Source organism: Umezawaea endophytica, from assembly GCF_025061645.1.
In the GTDB taxonomy this organism is placed as follows: domain Bacteria; phylum Actinomycetota; class Actinomycetes; order Mycobacteriales; family Pseudonocardiaceae; genus Umezawaea; species Umezawaea endophytica.
Window position 1 is genome coordinate 172,034 of record NZ_JANYMP010000002.1, and the last position, 19,654, is coordinate 191,687.

The following is a 19,654-nucleotide window of genomic DNA, read 5'->3' on the forward strand; positions in this document are numbered from 1 at the left end:
TCTAGCTTGGTGCCCCGCTACCTCCGCGCGGTCCCGCCCAGATCGCGCAGCGCCCGGATGAGCTCGACCGTGCTGAGCTGGCACAACTGGGCCATGTACTCCAGCGCGGGCAGATCGAGGTGCACCTGCGGGGTCTGGCCGAGCGGCAGCGTGTGCAGCCGCCCCTGCGCCCAGCGCCGCAACGGCTGGAGCTCGGGGCGCTCGTCCGCGACGATCGCGACGAGGTTCAGCGAGAGGTGTCCCGTGGGTGTGTCCCCGAACACACGTTCGTGCACGCGCGCCAGCACCTCGTGCGCCGGCACGGCCAGCGCCGCGCAGATCTCGACCAGGCGCACGACGGACACCTGGCGCGTGCCGAGCTCGTACGTCGCCAGCGTCTGGAGCGAGATCTCGCTCTGGAGCCGGCTGTTCAACTCCTTGCGGGTCCATCCGCGCTGCTTGCGAAGGCTGCGCAGCTCATCACCGAGCACGCGCTGGTACGCCGCTGTGTCGATCTGCACCGTCACTTCCTCCACCTGTTCACGTGGGGTGTTCGGCCCCAACGCAGAGGAAAGGTGCAAAAAGTGGGTTGATTACGTGACTTGCCCGGTTTATCGCCCGATCGGGCTAACCGAGTAGTACTGTCAGTAGTCCTTTTGGGCTTCTGGGGTTTGGGGTGGGTTGGGCGGGAGGGTGGGTTTGGGGTGGGTTTTGGGGGGCTGCTGTTGTCCGGTTGGGGTGGAATTGGGGTGGTGGGTGGGGCCTCTGTTCCTCACCCCGCTCGCGTGATTGTCTCGATAGTCGATCTTGGTTTGTCAAGGCGGGAAAGATGCCTTGACAAACCAAGATCGACTATGAGGGCGCTTCGGATCGGGGCGGCGGGGGAGGAGTGCTCGGAAGGGCCGGAGGCTCGGTGAGGCGGTGGTTGGGTTTAGGGCAGGGGGGAGCGCTCGGTTGGGCCGGTGGGCGGCTTTAGGGCGGGTTGGGGCGGTGGCTGGTGGTCAGTTCACGCAGCGGACGCCGTCGGCCGTGATGGGGGCCTCGCCTGAGGGCTGTTGGTGGGCGCCGTCCAGGCCGATCTGTGTGCCGCCCGCGAAGTTCTGGGCGCCCGGTCCCGAGTAGTCGGAGCCCACGAAGACCCGTACGTAGCCCGCTTGCAGGTTGTTGTCCTGCTCGGTCTCGATGCTGCCGCCCAGTGCTTTCGCGACCGCCGCGCCGCCTTCGTCGCCGCCCTTGCCGAACTTGACCACGGAGGTCTTCGTGTTCTGGTCCGCGTTGGCCGCGTCGCCGGACGTGAAGCCCTTCGCCGTCAAGGACTGGAGGACCTGGCCCGCCAGGCCCGGTACGCCGGAGGCGTTCCGGACCTCGACGGTCACGGTGCTGTTGTCGAACGGCTTGGCCGGGGTGGAGGAGGTGCCGGAGGGGTTGGGTTCCTCGGTGAGGCTCTTGACGAAGCGCTTGACCTCGGCCTCGTTGATCTCGATCGCCTGGCCGTCCTCCGGGGTTTCCAGTTCCGGGTTGCCGGTCGGGATGGTCTGGAACTCCATGGCGCCGCCGGACAGGCTCTTCATCTGGTTGGCGAAGTTCAGGATGTCCCAGTCCTGGTCCAGCACGATGGACTTGGTGACGGCGTTGATCAGGTTCTTCGTCTTCGTCTGGTCGGAGAGGACGCCAGCCGAGAGCATCTTCTTCGCCAGGCCCGCCATGAACACCTGCTGGCGGACGACCCGGTCCAGGTCGCCGCGCAGGAGGCCGTGGCGCTGCCTGACGAACGCCAGCGCGGCCTTGCCCTCGATGGTCTGCGGACCTGCGGCGAAGTCGGCGCCGGAGAAGTCGTCCTGGGTGGCCTCGGCGAGGCACACGTCGACGCCGCCGACGGCCTTGGTGATCTCGTAGAACCCGACGAGGTTGATCTCGGCGTAGTGGTCGATGGTGACGCCGGTGAGGTCCTGGATGGTCGCGATCAGGTTCTTCGCGCCCTCCTTCTTCGACTGGACCGTGATCTGGGCCGCGTCGAGGCCGCCCTTCGCCGTCAGCTCCTCCGCCGCGTCGTTCATGCCGTAGGAGAACGCCGAGTTGATCTTGTGCCTGCCGTAGCCGTTCGCGATCTTGACGTAGGAGTCGCGCGGGAACGACATCGCGACGGCCTTCTTCCCGTCGTTCGGGATGTGCATCAGGATCAGGGTGTCCGTGTTGAGGCCGCCGTCGTCGCTGCCACCGGCCTGCAACTCGTCCAGGATCTGCTGCGGCAGCGGGTTGCCCTTGGCGTCGGTCCGGCTGTCCATGCCGACCATCAGGATGTCGATCGCGCCGTCGGCCGGCTTCTCGCCGCCCGCGCCCTCGGCGATGACGTCCGTGGTCGTCAGGTTGTCCTCGAACGACTTCAGGTTCTGCCACGCGTAGCCGGTGCCCAGCAGGACCGCGACCGACAGCATCGACAGGATGGCCTTGCCGGTGGCCGACGCGCCGCCCACCGCTCTGCGCGGGGGCGGAGGAGGGGGCGTGCGGCGGACCCGCGGGCGTTCGGGCTGGCGGGGCGGACGGGCGGGCTCGACGCGTTCCGTCGGGGCCGTGGCCGAGATCGGCTTGCGGCGCGGCTCGGCCCGCTTCACCGGTTCGTGGCGCACCGGCGGCGGGAGGGACGGCTCGCGGCGGGCAGGCGGCGGCTGGCGGCGCGCGGGATCCGGTCGGCCTGCTCTGCCCTGCGGGCGACCCGGCTGACCTGCGGCGGGACGACGTGGAGGCACGGGTCGGTCGCGGGGGTCCCCCGCGTCACCTGGCCGTGGCGGCCGCTTGTCCACACCCATCTCCTACTCGTGAGCGCTGCTCCGACGGTCGCGCGGGTACGTCACAGTAGGACGCCCGTACGGTCCGCGAGGTTGCGCAAAGGGTGACACAGGCGTGTTTCGGCCGTGGTGATACGGGTCGGTCGGGTAGCTGACCAGCGGCGTCCCCCGCGCACCGGCTTTCGTAGACTGCGACCGGCCCCACACCCCCCATCCAAGGTTGTCACCGTGCTGACCATGCAGGACGCGCTCCTGGCGCTGACCAAGTACTGGACCGACCGCGGCTGCATCGTCGTGCAGCCCTTCAACACCGAGGTCGGCGCGGGCACGCTCAACCCGGCGACGGTGCTGCGGGTGCTCGGCCCGGAGCCGTGGCGGGTGGCCTACGTCGAGCCCAGCGTGCGACCCGACGACGCGCGGTACGGCGAGAACCCGAACCGCCTCCAGACGCACACCCAGTTCCAGGTCATCCTCAAGCCCGACCCCGGCAACCCCCAGGAGCTGTACCTGGGCAGCCTGGAGGCGCTCGGCATCGACATCCGGGCGCACGACGTCCGCTTCGTCGAGGACAACTGGGCCTCGCCCGCGCTGGGCGCGTGGGGCCTCGGCTGGGAGGTGTGGCTGGACGGGTTGGAGATCACCCAGTTCACCTACTTCCAGCAGGCGGGCGGCCAGACCCTGGAACCGGTGTCCGTCGAGGTCACGTACGGCATCGAGCGGATCATGATGGCGCTCCAGGGCGTCGACCACTTCAAGAAGATCGCCTACGCGCCCGGCATCTCCTACGGCGAGGCGTTCGGCCAGGCCGAGTACGAGATGAGCCGGTACTACCTGGACGACGCCGACGTCGAGGCCAACAAGCGCCTCTTCGAGGAGTACGCCACCGAGGCCAAGCGCCTGCTCGACCTGCGCCTGCCGGTGCCCGCGCACACCTACGTGCTGAAGTGTTCACACACCTTCAACGTGCTCGACTCGCGCGGCGCGATCAGCACCACCGAGCGGGCCCGCGCGTTCGCCAGGATGCGCGGCCTGGCCCGCGAGGTCTCCGGCCTGTGGGCCGAGCGCCGCGCGGAGTTGGGGCACCCGCTGGGCATCGCCGAGACGCCCGCGCCCGCCGTGGCGCCGACGGCGTTCGCGACCGTCACCGAGCCCGCGACGCTGCTGTTCGAGATCGGCACGGAGGAGCTGCCGCCCGCCGAGGTGACCCGCACGGTCGCCGCGGTCCGCGCGGCCGTCACGGACAAGCTGGCCGCCACCCGCCTGACCCACGGCGCCGTCGAGGTGCACGGCACCCCGCGCCGCGTGGTCGTGCTGGTCGCCGACGTGACGCCGCGCGAGCCGGACGCCGAGCGCACCGTGCGCGGACCGAAGGTCGCCGCCGCGTTCGACGCGAACGGCGAGCCCACCAAGGCCGTGCAGGGCTTCGCGCGCGGCCAGAAGGTCGAGCTGTCCGAGCTGGGCCGGGTGACCGAGAACGGCGTCGAGCACGTCGCGCTGGTGAAGACCGAGACGGGTCGCGGCGCGGTCGAGGTCCTCAGTGGACTGCTGGCGGAGGTCGTCGGCGAGCTGCGGTCCGAGAAGAACATGAAGTGGAACGACCCGAAGCTGTCGTTCACCCGCCCGATCCGCTGGCTGCTCGCGCTGCTCGGCGAGACGCCCGTGCCGATCGCCGTGTCGACGGTCCAGGCGGGCACCACGACCCGCGTGCACCGCACCGCCGTCGAGCCCGTCGTGCAGGTGTCCACAGCGGACGGTTACCTGGACTTCCTGGCGGGGCACGGGATCGACGCCGACGCATCGGCAAGGCAGGCCAAGATCGTGGCCGCCGCGACCGAGCTGGCGGCGTCCGTCGGCGGCACGGTGGACTTCGCCGCGGAAGCCGGTGTGCTGGCCGAGGTGACGAACCTGGTCGAGTGGCCGACGCCGATCCTCGGCGGCTTCGAGGAGCGCTACCTCGACCTGCCCGGCGAGATCCTCACGACGGTCATGCGCAAGCACCAGCGGTACCTGCCGGTGCGGGGCGCCGACGGCGAGCTGCTGCCGCACTTCGTCGCCGTCGCGAACGGCACCGTCGACACCGACCGCGTGCGGTCCGGCAACGAGGCCGTGCTGCGCGCCCGCTACGAGGACGCCGCGTTCTTCTGGCGCGCGGACCTCAAGACGCCGCTGGAGGACATGAAGGCTGGCCTGGCGAAGCTGACGTTCGCCGACAAGCTCGGCTCCATGGCCGACCGCGCCGAGCGGATCGCGTCGCTGGCGGCCACGCTCGCCGGTCACATCGACCTCGGCGACGGCGAGGCGACGCTCAAGCGGGCGGGCGACCTGGCGAAGTTCGACCTCGGTTCGCAGATGGTCATCGAGCTGTCCAGCCTCGCGGGCACGATGGCCCGCGAGTACGCCCGGCACGCCGGGGAGACCCCCGAGGTCGCCCAGGCGCTGTTCGAGATGGAGCAGCCCCGGTCCGCCGGTGACCCGCTGCCCGCCTCGACGCCCGGCGCGCTGCTCGCGCTGGCGGACCGGTTCGACCTGCTCGCGGGCCTGTTCGGCATCGGGGCCAACCCGACCGGCAGCTCCGACCCGTTCGGCCTCCGCCGGGCCGCGCTGGGCGCCGTGAGCATCCTGCGGGCGTTCCCGGAGCTGCGGGCCATCACGCTGCCCGTGGCGCTGTCCGCGGCCCGTGCGCGGCTGGGCCTGGACGTGCCGGAGGAGACCGTCGCGGCGGCCCGCGAGTTCACCCTCCGCCGCTACGAGCAGGCCGTGCTCGACGCCGGGCACGACCACCGGTTCGTCAACGCGGTCCTGCCGCTCGCCGACGCCCCCGTGGTCGCCGACGAGACGCTGGCCCAGCTCACCGAGCTGGCGGCGCTCCCGGCGTTCGGCGAGCTCGTCGCGGCGCTCCAGCGCGTGCGCCGGATCGTGCCCGCCGACACCGCGGCGGGCTACGACGCCTCGGCGTTGACCGAGCCCGCCGAGGTCGCGCTGCACCAGGCGTTCGCCGATCTCGGCGCGCGCCCGGACGGCCTGGCCGTGTTCGTCGCCGCCACGGTCGTGCTGACCGCCCCGATCAACACCTTCTTCGACGAGGTGCTGGTCATGGCGGAGGACCCGGCCGTGAAGGCCGCCAGGCTCGGCCTGCTGGCGTCGATCCGCGACCACGCGGCCCCGGTGCTCGACTGGCAGGCGCTGGGCACCGCGCTGGCCTGATCCACCGCCCCTGGTGCGCGTCACGCCGTGGCGCGCACCAGGGGGCCTACGGCAGCCAGGCCAGGGCCGCGGCGGACAGCAGCAGGCAGACGGCGAAGATGGCGAACGCGTAGCCCCACACCGCCGTCGTGGGCTCCTTGCGCCGGTTGAACGGCTTCCACAGCGCGTACACGCCGATCGGCACCAGCACCGCTCCCACGAGCGCGCCGAGGAAGCCGATCCGCAGGCCCGAGTAGTAGTCGTCGCTCAACGGCGGCGAGTTGACGTCGATCGGCATCGTGGCCAGCGCCAGCACGCCCCACACCCCGAGCACCCACGCCAGCTTCACCCGCGTCTTGGGCAGCAGGTCGTCGCGGAGGACCAGGTAGAACCCGACGGCGGCCACGAGCCCGCCCACGGGTAGCCAGCCCGCGATGACCGCGAGGACCGGCACCGGGCCGACGAGGTCGCTGATCGCGGGGGCGATCCAGTACCAGAACGCGGGCACCAGCCCGATGAACGCGAAGACGCCCAGGGTGGTCCAGAGCGTCACCTTGCCCGCGGACCACGTCTGCCGCGGCTGCCGAGGTGCGTACGGGCGGGCGTTCCGCGCCTGCACCTGCCGCCGCTGCTTGCGCCGCCTCTTCTGAGCTGCCGATTTCGCCACGGCCGGAGTTTACGAAAGGGCCCCCGGCGCACCGGGGGCCCTTCGGGTGGAGCGGACTAGATGAAGTTGCCGCCGCGGGTGACCGCGCCGTAGGCGTCCACGATGCCGTAGCCGTAGAAGCCGTTGAACTTGGTGTCACCCTCGCAGGTGGCGTCGAACTCCGGCGTGCGGCCGACCGGCACGTACGACACGGTCCGGGGGACCGGGCAGGCGCGGGCGGTCGCGGTCTTGGTGAGGACCTTCTCGACCTTGTCCGGCGCCAGGGTCAGCGTGCCGGGGTGCTTCGCGTCCCGCTTGCCGTACTGGCTGACGATGAGCGCCGCGACGCCGGTGGCGTGCGGGGCGGCCATCGAGGTGCCCTGGAGGAACTGGTAGTAGCCGCAGGTGGTGTCCTTGCAGGCCTTCTTGACACCCGCGGCGAGACCGGCGGGCGTGATCTCGCCCGCGGCGTCGATCGCGCCGTCGGCCAGCGCCACGTTGCGCGGGTACGTGGACAGGATCAGGTTCTCGTTGGTCCGGTACCAGTCGGTGCCCAGACCGTCGCGGAAGTACCCGCCGGGAGCGGACACGGAGGCCTGCTCCAGGCCGTAGTTGGAGTAGTCGGCCTTGGCGGTCGACGGGCCGAGCGCGGACACGGAGATGACGTGGTCGCCCTCGGTCGGCAGGTTGAGGCAGGTGGCGTTGTCGATCGCGCGGTCACGGGCGTGGCCGGGCGGGTAGTTCGGGCTCACCACGTCGGTGCGCGGCTTGCCGAGGTCCTCGTGGTTGTTGCCGCCCGCGCCGATCAGCGTGACGCCCTTGCGGTGCGCGTAGTTCAGCGCGCGCTGCACGGCGGCGATGATCGCCTTCTGCTCGATCTGCTCCTCGGCGCTGTCGGCCGGGTTCGCCTTGCAGTTCATGTACCACGGGTCGACGTAGAACGACATGTTGATCACGTCGAGGCCGACGTCGGCGCCGTAGGTGAGCGCGTCGACGACGGGCTGGAGGAAGAACGAGCCCGCGTCCTGGCCGCCGCGGATGTTGACCAGCGACACGTTGGGGGCGACACCGGACACGCCGAAGCCGTTGGCCGCCGCGCCGATGGTGCCCGCGACGTGCGTGCCGTGGCCGCCGTCGTCGTGGTTGGCGGGGTCGACGCAGCCGCGGAACTCGCACGGGCCGTCGAACTCGCCGCCGTCCGAGTCGAACGGGATGTCGATGGTGAAGTTGCGCGACAGCGCGTTGTTGAAGTTCGGCGCGATGTCCGGGTGGGTGCCGTCGACACCGGTGTCCAGGATGCCGACGTACACGCGCTTGTCACCGGCCTGCTTGGCGCGCGCGATGTCCGAGCGGACCATCTTCAGGCCCCACAGGTCGCCGTCGAGCGGGTCGAGACCGGCGGTGTTGGCCTTGCTGCCCTTCGGGGAGGCGTTCGGCGTGGTGGTCTTGTTCTCGGACTCGACCTCCGCGCGCTTCACCTGCTCCTGCGTCACCTTGGGCTGCGCGGGGGAGTGGCCGACCGGCTTCACGTGGGCCGCGCCGAGAACGGCGTCCGACGCCGACACCTTCTCGATGAACCCGGACGCCGGGGCCTTCACCGTCAGCACGCCGACGGCGTCGTTCGCGCGGGTGACCTCGCCGCCCGCGGCGCGGATGGCCCCGATCGCCATGTCGCGGTTGCGGCCCTCCTCCAGGATCACCGTGTAGTCGGTGGTGCCCTGCTGGACGGAGGTGGCGGGAGCCCCGCCCGCCGCGGGCGCCCCCGCCGCGAGCAGTGCCACGGTGGTGGCCACCACCAGCGCTGAAGGAACGATCTTCCTAGTTCTCACCTGTGTTGTCTCCTCACACCCGAACCATGGTCGAACCACGACACGGCCCCCGACACCCTGTCAAGGGCGACACCCTGACACAGAAGTGTGGTTCGCGTTAGCACCGTTGGTAGGAGTCTTCTCCAAACCCCGAAGAAGCGAACCGTAGTCGATCACGTGCGCTCCGTGATGGAGGTTTGGTGGAAAGTGCTACGCAGTCCCTGCGAAAAAGGTTCAGAACCGTGGCCAAGATGCGCTTCTTTCCCACTTGCGCAGGCGTGAGGCTTGACTAACGCACCCTCGGCGTTATGAACTTTCGCATTCTCATATTTGGGGTCACAGACGACTTCAGTTGCAAGGGACTGGCGAATGCGAAGACTTGCACGTGCGGCCTCATGCGGTCTTTTGGTGCTGCTCGTCGCGTCCTGTGGAACGGCGACCGACGACACCACCAACTCGACCGGGCAGTCCAAGGCGAAGCCGACGGTCGGTGTGATCCTCCCCGACCGGACGTCCTCCGCGCGCTGGGAGGACCAGGACCGGCCCCTGCTCTCCCAGGCGCTGGGCTTCGCGGGCATCGAGCCGATCATCGAGAACGCCGACGGTGACGAGGCGAAGTTCGCGAGCATCGCGGACGACATGATCAGGCGCGGGGTGAAGGTCCTGATGACCACCCCGCTGAGCCCCGAGGGCGGCGCCGCGGTCGAGCGGAAGGCGCAGGCCGCCAAGATCCCGGTGATCAACTACGACCGCGTCACGCTCGGCGGCACCGCCGAGTTCTACGTGTCGTTCGACAACGTCGCCGTGGGGGAACTCCAGGCCGAGGGCCTGCTGTCCTGCCTCGGGGACAAGCCGGGCGGCCAGATCATCGAGATCCAGGGCGCCCCCACGGACAACAATGCGACGCTGTTCGCCGACGGCCAGCGGCGCAAGATGGGCGCCAAGTACGACTCCGGGGCGTTGAAGCTGGTCAAGAGCCAGGCCATCGACAAGTGGGACCCCGTCATCGGGAGGCAGCAGTTCGAGCAGATCCTCACCGGCAACGCCGACAAGGTCGACGGCGTCATCGCCGCGAACGACGGCCTCGCGGGCGCGGTGATCGAGGTGCTCAAGGAGAAGGGCATCAAGGTGCCCGTGACCGGCCAGGACGCCACCCTGGCGGGGTTGCAGGCCATCCTGCGCGGTGAGCAGTGCATGACCGTCTACAAGCCCATCAGGGACGAGGCGGAGGCCGCCGCGAGGCTCGCCATCGCCGTGGCCAAGGGTGACCTCGACGGCGCGGACGACCTGGCCACCGGCAACCTCAGGGACCTGGTCGCCAAGCGCGACGTGAAGTCGGTGCTCCTGGGTGCCGACCTGATCACGAAGCCGACCGTGCGCCGCCTCGTGGCCGAGGGTGTCGTCAAATCCGCGGAGCTGTGCGTGAACGATCTTGTCGCCATCTGCGCGGCCAACAACATCGTTATCAATTAATCGAGCGGCGATTGCTCCGGCGAAAGCCGGAGCGGTCGCCACTTAATCCGGTAGATCATGACGGCCGGAGATGAACTCCTGGATCCTGATCTTCATCCGAATGAGTGGTTGTCGGACGCGGGCCTCCCGCCGGTAGGCCCGCCGGAGTTTGCGGGAATCGTCCGCGTACCTCCACCGCGCCCACGGTGAACCGGGCCGCGCGAGTCGGATCGCCCCGATCTCCGGCAGCACCGGCACCAGCAGGCCGAGCAGGCCCGTCCAGATCTTCCCCTTCAGCAGCGAGACGATCGCGAAGCCGATGTTGACCAGGATCGCGAGCAGCCGGAGCAGCACGGTGTCGCCGCCCGTCTGGCCGGGGGTGAGGAAGTCGTCGTAGCCGAGCGGGCGCGCGCCGAGCAGCAGCAGGCCCGTCATGCCGATGGCGAGGAACACCGCGTCGACCGACAGCCTGCCGTTCTTGGTCCAGTAGACGTCCCTCAGGTGCAGGATGAGCGCGAACTCGTCCAGCACCAGCGCGGCCCCCACGCCGAGCAGCGCGGCGGCGGCCAGGCGCAGCCAGTGCACGTCGTCCGGCGCCGCCAGGCCCGCCACGCCGCCCACGAGCATGAAGACCGTGCCGAACACGACGTGGTGGATGTGCGTGCCGCCGGGCGTGATGTTGCCCGGCCACCAGCGGACCTTGGCCCGGATCAGCCGGACGCTGATCCGGATGAGGACGAACGTGACGACGAGCCCGACGAAGAAGAACAGCAGGCGCTCGCTGCCGGAGCTGACCAGGTCTGAGCCCGTCGACTGCGACAGGGGCACGGGCACTGGCGGTGATCCCTTCCGGTTCGCACTGGGGAAGTGGACATTACGCCCACGGGTGCGGAGCCCGGTCGGTTCGGTCCGGTGGCGGGCCTAGAAGCTCACGCCGCCGTGGACGTCGCCCGCCTGGAGGACGTTGCCGTTCACGGTGCCCGACATCTGGTTCGTCACGTGGCCGGTCTGGGTCACGGTCACGGTGCTCTCCCACTGGCCGCGCAACCGCTCGCCGAACTCCGGGTCCTGCTCCTCGGCCTTCTCCAGCGCCTCGCCGAGCCGGGCGACCTCGGGGGAGTCGGGGGCCGCGTCCTGGGCCGCCTCCAGGACCCCGGTGGCCACCGGGTCGCCGGAGAACTTCGACTTCACCAGCTCGTAGAGCCCCTTCACGGCGTTCGTGGCAACCGCTACGGCGATGGACAGCAGGACGGGTTCCGGCATGGCGTCGCTCCTCGGGCTCGGTCGGCTGTGGCTCGTGGCTGTCCACGTACGTCGCAGAGTGACCGCGGATAGCCCAGGGTAGCAGTCGCGGGCGGCCAAAAAATCTCAGCTCGACGCGCGGAGGTCCCCCGTGGTTGACTGTCCGAGGTCGTAAAAAGTTTCTGTGTTCGTGTTTGACCACGCTCGCGGAACGACGTTGCGGGCGCGAAGCTTTCCTCCGGGTCAGGCGGGAGTTGCCGCAACTGCGACTTCGGTCCCAGCGCACCTGTTAGAGGAGAAGTAGCAAGATGGCTGTAGAAGGCACCGTGAAGTGGTTCAACTCGGAGAAGGGCTTCGGCTTCATCTCCCCGGACAACGGTGGCGCCGACGTGTTCGTGCACTACTCGGAGATCCAGACCAGCGGCTACCGCAGCCTGGAGGAGAACCAGCGCGTGGAGTTCGAGATCGGACAGGGCCAGAAGGGCCCGCAGGCCCAGTCTGTTCGTCCGCTCGGCTGATCCGAGTCTCCTGACTCACACCGAGTCCCCAGGACTCGCGAGAGCCGCCAATCCCGCACGGGGTTGGCGGCTCTCGCTTTTCCCGTTCCCGACGTGGTGTCCGGGCAAGGTACCGTCGAGTACGTCATCCGGACCTGCGGAGGGAGGTGCGCGGTGCGCGCTGTTCGTGCTTGTGCCGTTCTGCTCCTCCTCCTGGTCCTGACGCCCCCGGCGCACGCCGCCACCGGCACCTACATCCGGCTGGCGCACCTCTCGCCGGGCACGGGCAGCCAGGACATCACGCTCATCCCCGCGGCGGGCACGGCCGTGCGCACGACCGGCGTCGACTACGGCGACCTGCTGGACTACCGGCGGGTCGAGCCGGGGCCTTACACGGTCGAGTGGCGGCCACTGGGGTCGGACCCCGGTGGCAAGGCGACCGCCAGCACGACGGTGAACGCGGCCCAGGGCAAGGCGTACACGGTCGCGGGCCTCGGCAACGCCGACCGGCTGGCGCTGAAGGTCCTGGACGACGACATCACCCTCCCCGGCAGCGGCCAGGCCAGGATCAGGATGGTCAACGCGGCCCCGCGCGCCGCGTCGGCCGACCTCGTCCGCGAGGGCACGGCGATCCTGCGGCAGGCCGTGTACGCCGAGCCGACGCTCTACACGTCGATCGCTCCCGAGACGGCCACGCTCCAGGTCGTGCCCCGCGGGGCCGAGCCCGCCAGCCTCACGGCGACCATCGAGCCCGGCGGCGTGTACACCGTGGTCGTGCTGGAGCTGGACGGCAAGGTCACCGCCACGATCCGGGCCGACGCGAAGGCGTCCGAGGTGGTGCCCGGCGGCGGCCAGGAGACCGGCTGGGGCGGCATGGCCGACGGCGAGGGCTCGACCGAGTGGCCCGTGGTGCCGTTCGCCGCCGTGCTGGTGTGCGCGGCCGTCCTCTGGGCCCGCCGCGACCGGGTCGCGCCGTGAGCAAGGGCAAGGCCGTCCTGGCGATCGGCGTGCTGGTCCTCGCGGCGTACGCCGTGAAGTCCGGCGACGACGAGGCCGTCGCCGCGCCGCGTCCGGTGTCCGTGCGCATCCCGTCGATCGCGGTCGACAACGTGGTCACCCAGACGTCCGTGGACTCCGCGACGGGCGTGCTGGTGCCGCCGGACCGGGCGGACGTGCTGGGCTGGTTCGCCGACGGCGTCGCGCCCGGTGACGCGGGTCCCGCGGTGATCGCGGGCCACGTGGACTCCAAGACCGGGCCCGGCGTGTTCTTCCGGCTGGCCGACCTCAAGCCGGGCGACGAGGTGTTCGTGGACCGGGCGGACGGCAGCGCGGTCAAGTTCCTGGTGGACAGGACGTACTCGGTGGACAAGGCGGCGTTCCCCACCGACCTCGTCTACGGCCCGACGCCCGCGTCGGAGCTGAGGCTGGTGACCTGCGGCGGCACGTTCGACCAGACGGCGAGCAGCTACCGGGACAACGTGATCGTCGAGGCCGTGCTCGCGCGCGCCTGAAACCGTTGACCTGTCTTGATCCAGACCGTTAGCCTCGGGTTTCATGCGTTGGACAACGTTGTCGGTTGTGGTCCTGCTCGCGGTCGCCGGCTGTTCCGGCGGCGAGTCGGCGGTGCCGGGCGGCGCCCCGCCGTCGGCGATCGACCGGTTGCTGGCCAAGGCCCCGGTCGCGACGGCCATCCCGGCGGGTTCGGCGATGGCCCGGATCAAGGACCGCGGCGAGCTGCTGATCGGCGGCTCGCTCGACGCGCCCCTGCTGTCGCAGCAGAACCCCGGCACGGGCGAGCTGACCGGCTTCGACGCCGACCTCGGCAAGCTGCTGGCGAAGTACATCATCGGCGAGCCGAAGACGAAGCTGGTCACCTCCACGTCGGAGACCAGGGAACCGCTGCTGGCCAACGGCACCGTCGACGTGATCCTCCAGACGTACACGATCACGCCGCAGCGGGCCGAACGCGTGGCGTTCGCCGGGCCGTACTACTCCTCCGGCCAGGCCATCGCGGTCCGGCGCGGCACCACGGGCATCGCGAAACCGGCGGACCTGGCCGGGCGCAAGGTGATCGCGGGCGCGAACACCCCGGCCATCGCGGCGATCAAGGCGGCCGCGCCGACCGCCGAGATCGTCGAGTTCGGGTCCGACCCGGAGTGCCTCACCGCGCTGCGGCAGGGCAGGGGCGAGGCGTACGTGCAGGACCAGGCGCTGCTGATCGCCGACGCCGCCCAGGACGGTGAGCTGGAGGTCGTCGGCGAGCCGTTCACCACCGACCCGTACGGCATCGGCCTCAAGCACGGTGACGAGCAGTTCAAGCAGTTCGTCAACGACTGGCTGCGCGAGATCCAGAAGTCCGGCCTGTGGCAGGACGTCTGGCGCGACTCCATCGGCACGGTGGTCAAGGGCGACCCGCCGACCCCGCCGGTGATCGGCTCCGCGCAGGGCTCGTGAGCCACCTCCCGGACCTCGTCGGCGGCTTCCTCACGACGCTCGCGCTGGTCGCGCTGTCCGCCGCGGGCGCGTTCGCGCTCGGCGTGGTCGTCGTGGTGCTGCGCGTCGGGCCGCTGCGGGTGCTGCGGGCCGTCGGCACCGGGTACGTGGAGACGTTCCAGAACATCCCGCTGCTGGTGTGGCTGGTGCTGTTCGTGTTCGGGCTGCCCGAGGTCGGCGTGCGGTTCCCGCTGTTCACGACGGCCGTCGTGGTGATCTCCCTGTACGAGGCCGCCTACGTCGCCGAAGCGCTGCGGTCCGGGGTCAACACCGTCGCGCAGGGGCAGGGCGAGGCCGCGCGGGCGCTCGGGCTGACGTTCGGGCAGACGCTGCGGCACGTGGTCGTCCCGCAGGCCGCGCGCCGGGTCGTGCAGCCGCTGGGGAACATCGGGATCGCGCTGACGATGAACACGTCGCTGGCCGCCGTCGCGGGGGTGGTGGAGCTGACCGCGTCGGCGAACCGGGTCAACCTCGTGGAAGCGCTGCCCATCCCCATCTTCGTGGGCGCCGGGCTCTGCTACGCGCTGCTGGCGGCCGGGATCGGCGGGCTCGCGGGCGTGCTGGAGCGGAGGCTGGCGACGTGATGTTCGACCCGCCGGGCCCGCGCGGACGTCGCCGGAGCCGGATCGCCTCCGCGGTGGCCGTGGTCGTGGTGCTGGCGCTGGTCCTGGTCGCCGTCCGGAGGTTCGACGCCGCGGGTCAACTGGAGGTCGCGAAGTGGCGGCCGTTCCTGACGTGGCCGGTGTGGCGGTACCTGCTGACCGGGCTGTGGGCGACCGTGCTGGCCGCCGCGATGATCTTCCTGCTGGCGGCCGTGGCCGGGCTGGCGCTGGCCTTCGGCCGCATGTCGTCGTTCCCCTGGCCGTTCAAGGCCTACATCGAGGTCGTGCGCACGATCCCCGTGCTGCTGCTGATCTACGTGGTGCTGTTCGTGCTGCCCGCCTACGGGCTCGACCTGCCGCTGTTCTGGAAGCTCGTGCTGCCCCTGGCCGTCTCGCACGCCGCGCAGTTCGCCGAGGTCTTCCGCGCGGGCGTGCTGGCCGTCGACCGGGGCCAGGGCGAGGCGGGCGCGTCGCTCGGGCTGACGCACGCGCAGAACATGCGGCTGGTCGTGCTGCCGCAAGCGGTCCGGCACGTGCTGCCGTCGCTGGTGAGCCAGACCGTGGGACTGCTGAAGGACACCGCGCTGGGGTACGTGGTGAGCTACCTGGAACTGCTCCAGAGCGGCCGGGTGCTGGCGAACTTCAACCACCTGCTGATCCAGACGTTCCTGGTGGTGGGGCTGGTCTACCTGGTCGTCAACGCGTCGCTGTCCAAGCTCGCCCGCCACCTGGAGGCCCGTGGTGCACGTTCCGCTCGCTGAGGTCACGAGGTCCGGTTTCGTGGAGAGCAGGCACTTCGGCAGCGTCGTCGGGCTCGACCCGTCGGGTGCCGTGGCGCTCCGCCGCGGGCCGGTCGACGACCCGGTGCTGCCCCGGTCGAGCGCGAAACCCTTCCAGGCCCTGGCCTGTCTGGCCGCCGGTGCGCCGCTGGTCGGGCCCGCGCTGGCCATCGCGGCGGGCAGCCACACCGGTCTCGACCGGCACGTGGAGGTGGTCTCGCGGATGCTCGCCGACGCGGGCCTGACGGCGGACGCGTTGCGGTGCGTCGAATCGTGGCCGGAGGACGAGCCGACGCGGGACGCGCTGATCCGGGCGGGCGGCTCGCCGTCGCGCATCCGGATGAACTGCTCCGGCAAGCACGCCGGGATGCTCGCGGGCTGCGTCGCGTCGGGCTGGTCGGTCGACGACTACCTCGACCCCGCGCACCCGTTCCAGGGGCTGGTGCGAGCCGGGGTAGAGGCGCTGGCGGGGGAGGGGTCGACGCACACGGCGGTCGACGGCTGCGGCGCGCCGCTGTTCGCGATGACGTTGACCGGCTTGGCGCAGGCGATCCGGGGGCTGTCCGAGACGCCGGTGGCCGACGCGATGCGGGCGCACCCGGAGTATGTCGGCGGGCCGGGGCACGTGAACACCGAGGTCATGCGGCTGCTGCCCGGCGTGCTGGCCAAGGGCGGCGCGGAAGGCGTGCTGGTGCTGGCGACCTCGGAAGGGCACGCGGTGGCGGTGAAGGTGATCGACGGCAGCCCCCGTGCCACGACGGCCATCGCGCTGGCGGCGTTGCGGGACCTGGGTTTCGACGTCTCGGCCGCCGCCGAGCACCTGAGCGTGCCGGTGCTGGGCGGCGGCCGGGAGGTCGGCCGGGTCGTGCCGGTCTAGGGGCGGGTCTCGTAGGCGCCGGACAGCGCCTTGACCTGCTCCCACACCCGGCCGAAGCGGGTCTCGTCCACGACGGGCTTGCGGACCTGGCCCAACGCCCACGCCTGCTGCGCGTCGGTCGAGGAGGCCTTGCCGTGCAGGGCGACCGCGTAGCCGGAGAAGTCGCGGACGAGGACGTCGAAGACCTGGTCCAGGACGTCGCGGTCGACGCCGGTCAGTTCGGCCTGCTCCAGGACCAACTGGCCGTAGACCACGAGCGTGAACAGGTGGCCAAGGTTCAGCAGGAAGTCCAGGTCCTTCTGCTGGTCGGCGTCCGGCGCGGCCGTGGTGAGCAGCGCCTTCAGGGCCGAGGCCTGCTCGTGGAAGCGCCCGACGTTGGGCACGTCGGCGAACGCGCGGTAGGGGACCTCCCAGTCGGTGAACCGGATCTTGCCCAGGCCGCGGGCCGGGCCCTGGCGGAAGAAGAACTCGTCGTCCGCCGCGTCGTGCCGGGTCGGCACCGCCGGGTACTCGGTCGGGTTGAACAGGTAGTTCGGCATGAACTTGAGCACCAGCGCCAGGTTCACGTGCACCGTGCCCTCCAGCTTCGGCAGGGCGCGGATGTCGCGGGCCGCCCTGGCGAAGTAGGTGTCCTTCTCGAAGCCCTTGGCCGCGATGACGTCCCACAGCAGGTCGATCACCTGCTCGCCCTCGCTGGTCACCTTCATCTTGGTGATGGGGTTGAACAGCAGGTAGCGGCGGTCCTCGGGGGAGGCCGAGCGGAAGTAGTCCACCGAGCGGGCGGAGAACAGCTTCATCGCGACCAGCCGCGCGTAGGCGTCGACGAAGCTCTGCCGCACGTGCGGGAAGTCCGTGACCGGGTTGCCGTAGAGGATCCGGTTGTGGGCGTGCGTGATCGCCTCGTAGAACGCGTGCTCGCTGATGCCGATCGACGCCGTGCACAGGTTGAACTTGCCGACGTTGACCGTGTTCAGGGCGGCGCTGAACGCGTCCGCGCCGCTGTGCAGCAGGTCGTCCGCGGAGATCGGGTAGTCCTCCAGGCGGAACTCGCTGACGAACATCTGCGAGTCGACCACGTTCTGCACCAGGTGGAAGTGCTCGTCCTGGCTGTTCACGACGAAGAACACGTACCCGTCGGGGCCCTCTACGTCGGCGCGCCGTCCGAAGACCGACACCAGGCCCGCGACGTTGCCGTTGCCGATGTAGTACTTGCCGCCGTTGGCCTTGAAGCCGCCGTCCGGGTCCGGCGTCAGGATCATGTCGGTGGAGTAGACGTCGGCGCCGTGCTCCTTCTCGGACAGCCCGAACGCGAACACCGCGCCGTCGTCGAGGAGGTCGGCCGCGCGCTTGCGGGCCGTGGCGTTGTCGCTCATCCAGATCGGGCCGAGGCCGAGGATCGTGACCTGCCAGGCGTACCAGTACTGGAGGCCGTAGAAGCCGAGCACCTCGCTCAGCGCGGCGTTGCGCGCGGCGTCCCAGCGCTTGTCCGGGTCGCCGTCGGCGTTCGCCGCGGGCGTCTGGAACTTCGCGAACAGCTTCTCGCGCTTCACGAAGTCGAGGAACTCGGTGTACCAGACCCGCTCCTGGTCGTCCTTGGTGAGCTGCCGCTTCCCGCGGCCCTCGAACCAGTCGATCGTCGCCCGCAGCAGCCGCCTGCTCTCCTCGTCGAGGTGATCGGGGTCGTAGCTGTTGGGGTCGAACAGCGAGTCCGCCACCGTGGCTCCCTTCGGGTCATGTCCGCTCCGCCGCACGCTACCAGTCAGTAACTTAAGTGGTCGGCGGTCGCGGGCGGGAAATTGTCGGAGGCCGGGCGTAGCGTGCCGGAGGTCACACTCGGGAGGTGGGATTCATGGGCGACCACGAGAACGAAACCGTTCTGCTCGCCATCGGCACTCGCAAGGGCCTCTGGCTCGCCACCAGCGACGACGGGCGCAGGACGTGGGCCGTCACCGGCCCGCACCACGCCATGACGGAGGTGTACGCCGTGGCGATCGACACCAGGGGGTCCACCCCGCGCATCCTCGCGGGCGTCACCAGCGAGCACTTCGGCCCCAGCATTTCGACCAGCGACGACCTGGGCCTGACCTGGCAGGAGCCGGACCACGCCCCGATCGCCTTCCCCGAGGGCGCGGACGCCTCGCTGGCGCGCGTCTGGCAGATCACCCCCGGCCCCGCGTCCCACCCCGAGGTGGTCTACGCGGGCACCGAGCCGTCGGCCCTGTTCCGCTCGACCGACGGCGGCCTCACCTACTCGCTGGTGGAAGGCCTGTGGAACCACCCCCACCGCCCGGAGTGGTTCCCCGGAGGCGGCGGGCAGGCCGTCCACACCGTCCTGCCGCACCCGGCGGACGACCAGCGCGTGCTCGTCGCCATGTCCACCGGCGGCGTCTACCGGACCGCCGACGGCGGCGACTCCTGGCGGCCCAGCAACACCGGCGTCCGGGTGAGCTTCCTGCCCGAGGAGTACCCGGAGTTCGGCCAGTGCGTCCACAAGGTCGCCACCAACCCGGAGCAGCCGGACCGGATGTACCTCCAGCACCACCACGGCGTGTACCGCAGCGACAACGGCGGCGACACCTGGGAGTCCATCGCCGACGGCCTGCCGACGGACTTCGGCTTCGCCATGGTCGTCCACCCGCACAAGCCGGACGTGGTCTACAGCTTCCCCATCGAGGCCGACGAACGCCGCTTCCCGCCTGGCGCGAAGTGCCGCGTCTACCGCACGGACGACGCGGGCAAGTCCTGGACGGCGCTCTCCAGCGGCCTGCCGGACTCCGGCTTCTACAGCTCGGTGCTCCGCGACGCCCTCTGCGTCGACACCGCTGTCCCCGCAGGCGTCTACTTCGGCTCCCGCACCGGCGAGGTCTTCGCCAGCGCGGACGAGGGCGACCACTGGCAACGCGTGCTCGAACACCTCCCGGACGTCCTCACGGTGCGCGCGGCGGTGATCCCGACATGAGGGTCGTCGTCCTGGTCCCCGGCGTCCTCAGATCTGCGGTGAACGGCAACGCCAAGCTGGAGTTGGACGTGGCCGACGCCGCCACCCTGGGCGCCACCCTCGACGCCCTGGCCGCCCAGTACCCACTGCTGGACCGCCGCCTGAGGGACGAGCAGTCAGCCCTGCGCCGCTACGTCAACTTCTACGTCGACGGCGAGGAATGCCGCCGCCTCTCCGGCACCGACACCATCCTCCACGACGGCTGCGAACTCCAGGTCCTCCCCTCAGTAGCGGGCGGCTAACCCACCCACCCACCCACCCACCGCCACCCGGAGGCCGCGCCGGTCCACGGGGTTCTCCGCCTCCCCGCGC

19 protein-coding genes are annotated in these 19,654 nt (G+C 70.5%); 11 read left to right on the plus strand and 8 right to left on the minus strand.

The genetic code is table 11. The annotated features are described in order from the left end of the window. Nucleotides 1-17: 17 nt before the first annotated feature. The 3 genes from NZH93_RS04375 to NZH93_RS04385 form a co-directional block, all read right to left on the minus strand. Nucleotides 18-500, minus strand: coding sequence for a helix-turn-helix domain-containing protein (locus tag NZH93_RS04375; protein WP_259621598.1), 483 nt, complete (start codon nucleotides 498-500; stop codon nucleotides 18-20). A gap of 480 nt (nucleotides 501-980) precedes the next feature. Continuing rightward, a complete protein-coding gene (locus NZH93_RS04380; protein WP_259621599.1) occupies nucleotides 981-2,606 on the minus strand; it encodes an LCP family protein in 1,626 nt (541 codons plus the stop codon). Next, nucleotides 2,588-2,782 (minus strand): hypothetical protein, encoded by a 195-nt coding sequence (locus NZH93_RS04385; protein ID WP_259621600.1) that lies wholly within the window; start codon nucleotides 2,780-2,782, stop codon nucleotides 2,588-2,590. Before NZH93_RS04385 ends, NZH93_RS04380 begins: the two co-directional genes overlap by 19 nt. A gap of 220 nt (nucleotides 2,783-3,002) precedes the next feature. Here NZH93_RS04385 and NZH93_RS04390 point away from each other — a divergent pair, with 220 nt between their 5' ends. Then, a complete protein-coding gene (locus NZH93_RS04390) occupies nucleotides 3,003-5,969 on the plus strand; it encodes a glycine--tRNA ligase (protein ID WP_259622157.1) in 2,967 nt (988 codons plus the stop codon). Between the two features lie 46 nt (nucleotides 5,970-6,015). Here the strand turns inward: NZH93_RS04390 and NZH93_RS04395 are convergent, their stop codons facing one another. Both NZH93_RS04395 and NZH93_RS04400 read right to left on the minus strand, forming a co-directional pair. Next, the gene (locus NZH93_RS04395) at nucleotides 6,016-6,615 is read right to left on the minus strand and encodes a hypothetical protein (protein WP_259621601.1); all 600 of its coding nucleotides are present in this window, start codon (nucleotides 6,613-6,615) and stop codon (nucleotides 6,016-6,018) included. A gap of 56 nt (nucleotides 6,616-6,671) precedes the next feature. Next, entirely contained in the window at nucleotides 6,672-8,423 is a 1,752-nt protein-coding gene (locus NZH93_RS04400) for a S8 family serine peptidase (RefSeq protein WP_259621602.1), read from the minus strand. A 348-nt stretch (nucleotides 8,424-8,771) separates the two neighbouring features. Between NZH93_RS04400 and NZH93_RS04405 the strand changes: the two genes are divergently transcribed. After that, nucleotides 8,772-9,875, plus strand: a complete 1,104-nt coding sequence (locus NZH93_RS04405) for a sugar ABC transporter substrate-binding protein (RefSeq protein WP_276022779.1) — start codon at nucleotides 8,772-8,774, stop codon at nucleotides 9,873-9,875. Between the two features lie 42 nt (nucleotides 9,876-9,917). Here the strand turns inward: NZH93_RS04405 and NZH93_RS04410 are convergent, their stop codons facing one another. Then, nucleotides 9,918-10,688 (minus strand): hypothetical protein, encoded by a 771-nt coding sequence (locus NZH93_RS04410; RefSeq protein WP_259621604.1) that lies wholly within the window; start codon nucleotides 10,686-10,688, stop codon nucleotides 9,918-9,920. A gap of 87 nt (nucleotides 10,689-10,775) precedes the next feature. Further along, nucleotides 10,776-11,117, minus strand: coding sequence for a hypothetical protein (locus tag NZH93_RS04415; RefSeq protein WP_259621605.1), 342 nt, complete (start codon nucleotides 11,115-11,117; stop codon nucleotides 10,776-10,778). Between the two features lie 287 nt (nucleotides 11,118-11,404). Between NZH93_RS04415 and NZH93_RS04420 the strand changes: the two genes are divergently transcribed. The 7 genes from NZH93_RS04420 (at nucleotide 11,405) to NZH93_RS04450 (ending at nucleotide 16,344) form a co-directional block, all read left to right on the plus strand. Continuing rightward, nucleotides 11,405-11,614, plus strand: a complete 210-nt coding sequence (locus NZH93_RS04420) for a cold-shock protein (protein WP_106192998.1) — start codon at nucleotides 11,405-11,407, stop codon at nucleotides 11,612-11,614. A gap of 153 nt (nucleotides 11,615-11,767) precedes the next feature. Continuing rightward, on the plus strand, nucleotides 11,768-12,571 hold the full coding sequence (locus NZH93_RS04425) for a DUF4397 domain-containing protein (protein ID WP_259621606.1): 804 nt from the start codon (nucleotides 11,768-11,770) through the stop codon (nucleotides 12,569-12,571). Next, entirely contained in the window at nucleotides 12,568-13,104 is a 537-nt protein-coding gene (locus NZH93_RS04430) for a class F sortase (RefSeq protein WP_259621607.1), read from the plus strand. Before NZH93_RS04425 ends, NZH93_RS04430 begins: the two co-directional genes overlap by 4 nt. Nucleotides 13,105-13,147: 43 nt before the next feature. Continuing rightward, nucleotides 13,148-14,047: a glutamate ABC transporter substrate-binding protein gene (locus tag NZH93_RS04435; RefSeq protein WP_259621608.1), complete on the plus strand. Its 900-nt coding sequence runs from the start codon at nucleotides 13,148-13,150 to the stop codon at nucleotides 14,045-14,047. Continuing rightward, a complete protein-coding gene (locus tag NZH93_RS04440) occupies nucleotides 14,044-14,670 on the plus strand; it encodes an amino acid ABC transporter permease (protein ID WP_259621609.1) in 627 nt (208 codons plus the stop codon). Before NZH93_RS04435 ends, NZH93_RS04440 begins: the two co-directional genes overlap by 4 nt. Next, a complete protein-coding gene (locus NZH93_RS04445; protein ID WP_259621610.1) occupies nucleotides 14,670-15,449 on the plus strand; it encodes an amino acid ABC transporter permease in 780 nt (259 codons plus the stop codon). The genes NZH93_RS04440 and NZH93_RS04445 overlap by 1 nt, the downstream gene beginning before the upstream one ends. Further along, on the plus strand, nucleotides 15,430-16,344 hold the full coding sequence (locus NZH93_RS04450) for an asparaginase (RefSeq protein WP_259621611.1): 915 nt from the start codon (nucleotides 15,430-15,432) through the stop codon (nucleotides 16,342-16,344). Before NZH93_RS04445 ends, NZH93_RS04450 begins: the two co-directional genes overlap by 20 nt. Here the strand turns inward: NZH93_RS04450 and NZH93_RS04455 are convergent. After that, complete coding sequence (locus tag NZH93_RS04455) at nucleotides 16,341-18,059, minus strand: acyl-CoA dehydrogenase family protein (RefSeq protein ID WP_259621612.1); 1,719 nt, start codon at nucleotides 18,057-18,059, stop codon at nucleotides 16,341-16,343. The genes NZH93_RS04450 and NZH93_RS04455 overlap by 4 nt on opposite strands. Nucleotides 18,060-18,193: 134 nt before the next feature. On the opposite strand from NZH93_RS04455, the gene NZH93_RS04460 reads away from it, so the two are divergent. Further along, nucleotides 18,194-19,303, plus strand: coding sequence for a WD40/YVTN/BNR-like repeat-containing protein (locus tag NZH93_RS04460; protein WP_259621613.1), 1,110 nt, complete (start codon nucleotides 18,194-18,196; stop codon nucleotides 19,301-19,303). Beyond that, nucleotides 19,300-19,584 carry a MoaD/ThiS family protein gene (locus NZH93_RS04465; RefSeq protein ID WP_259621614.1) on the plus strand — a complete coding sequence of 95 codons (285 nt, stop codon included), beginning with the start codon at nucleotides 19,300-19,302 and terminating at the stop codon, nucleotides 19,582-19,584. The genes NZH93_RS04460 and NZH93_RS04465 overlap by 4 nt, the downstream gene beginning before the upstream one ends. Nucleotides 19,585-19,654: the final 70 nt, after the last annotated feature.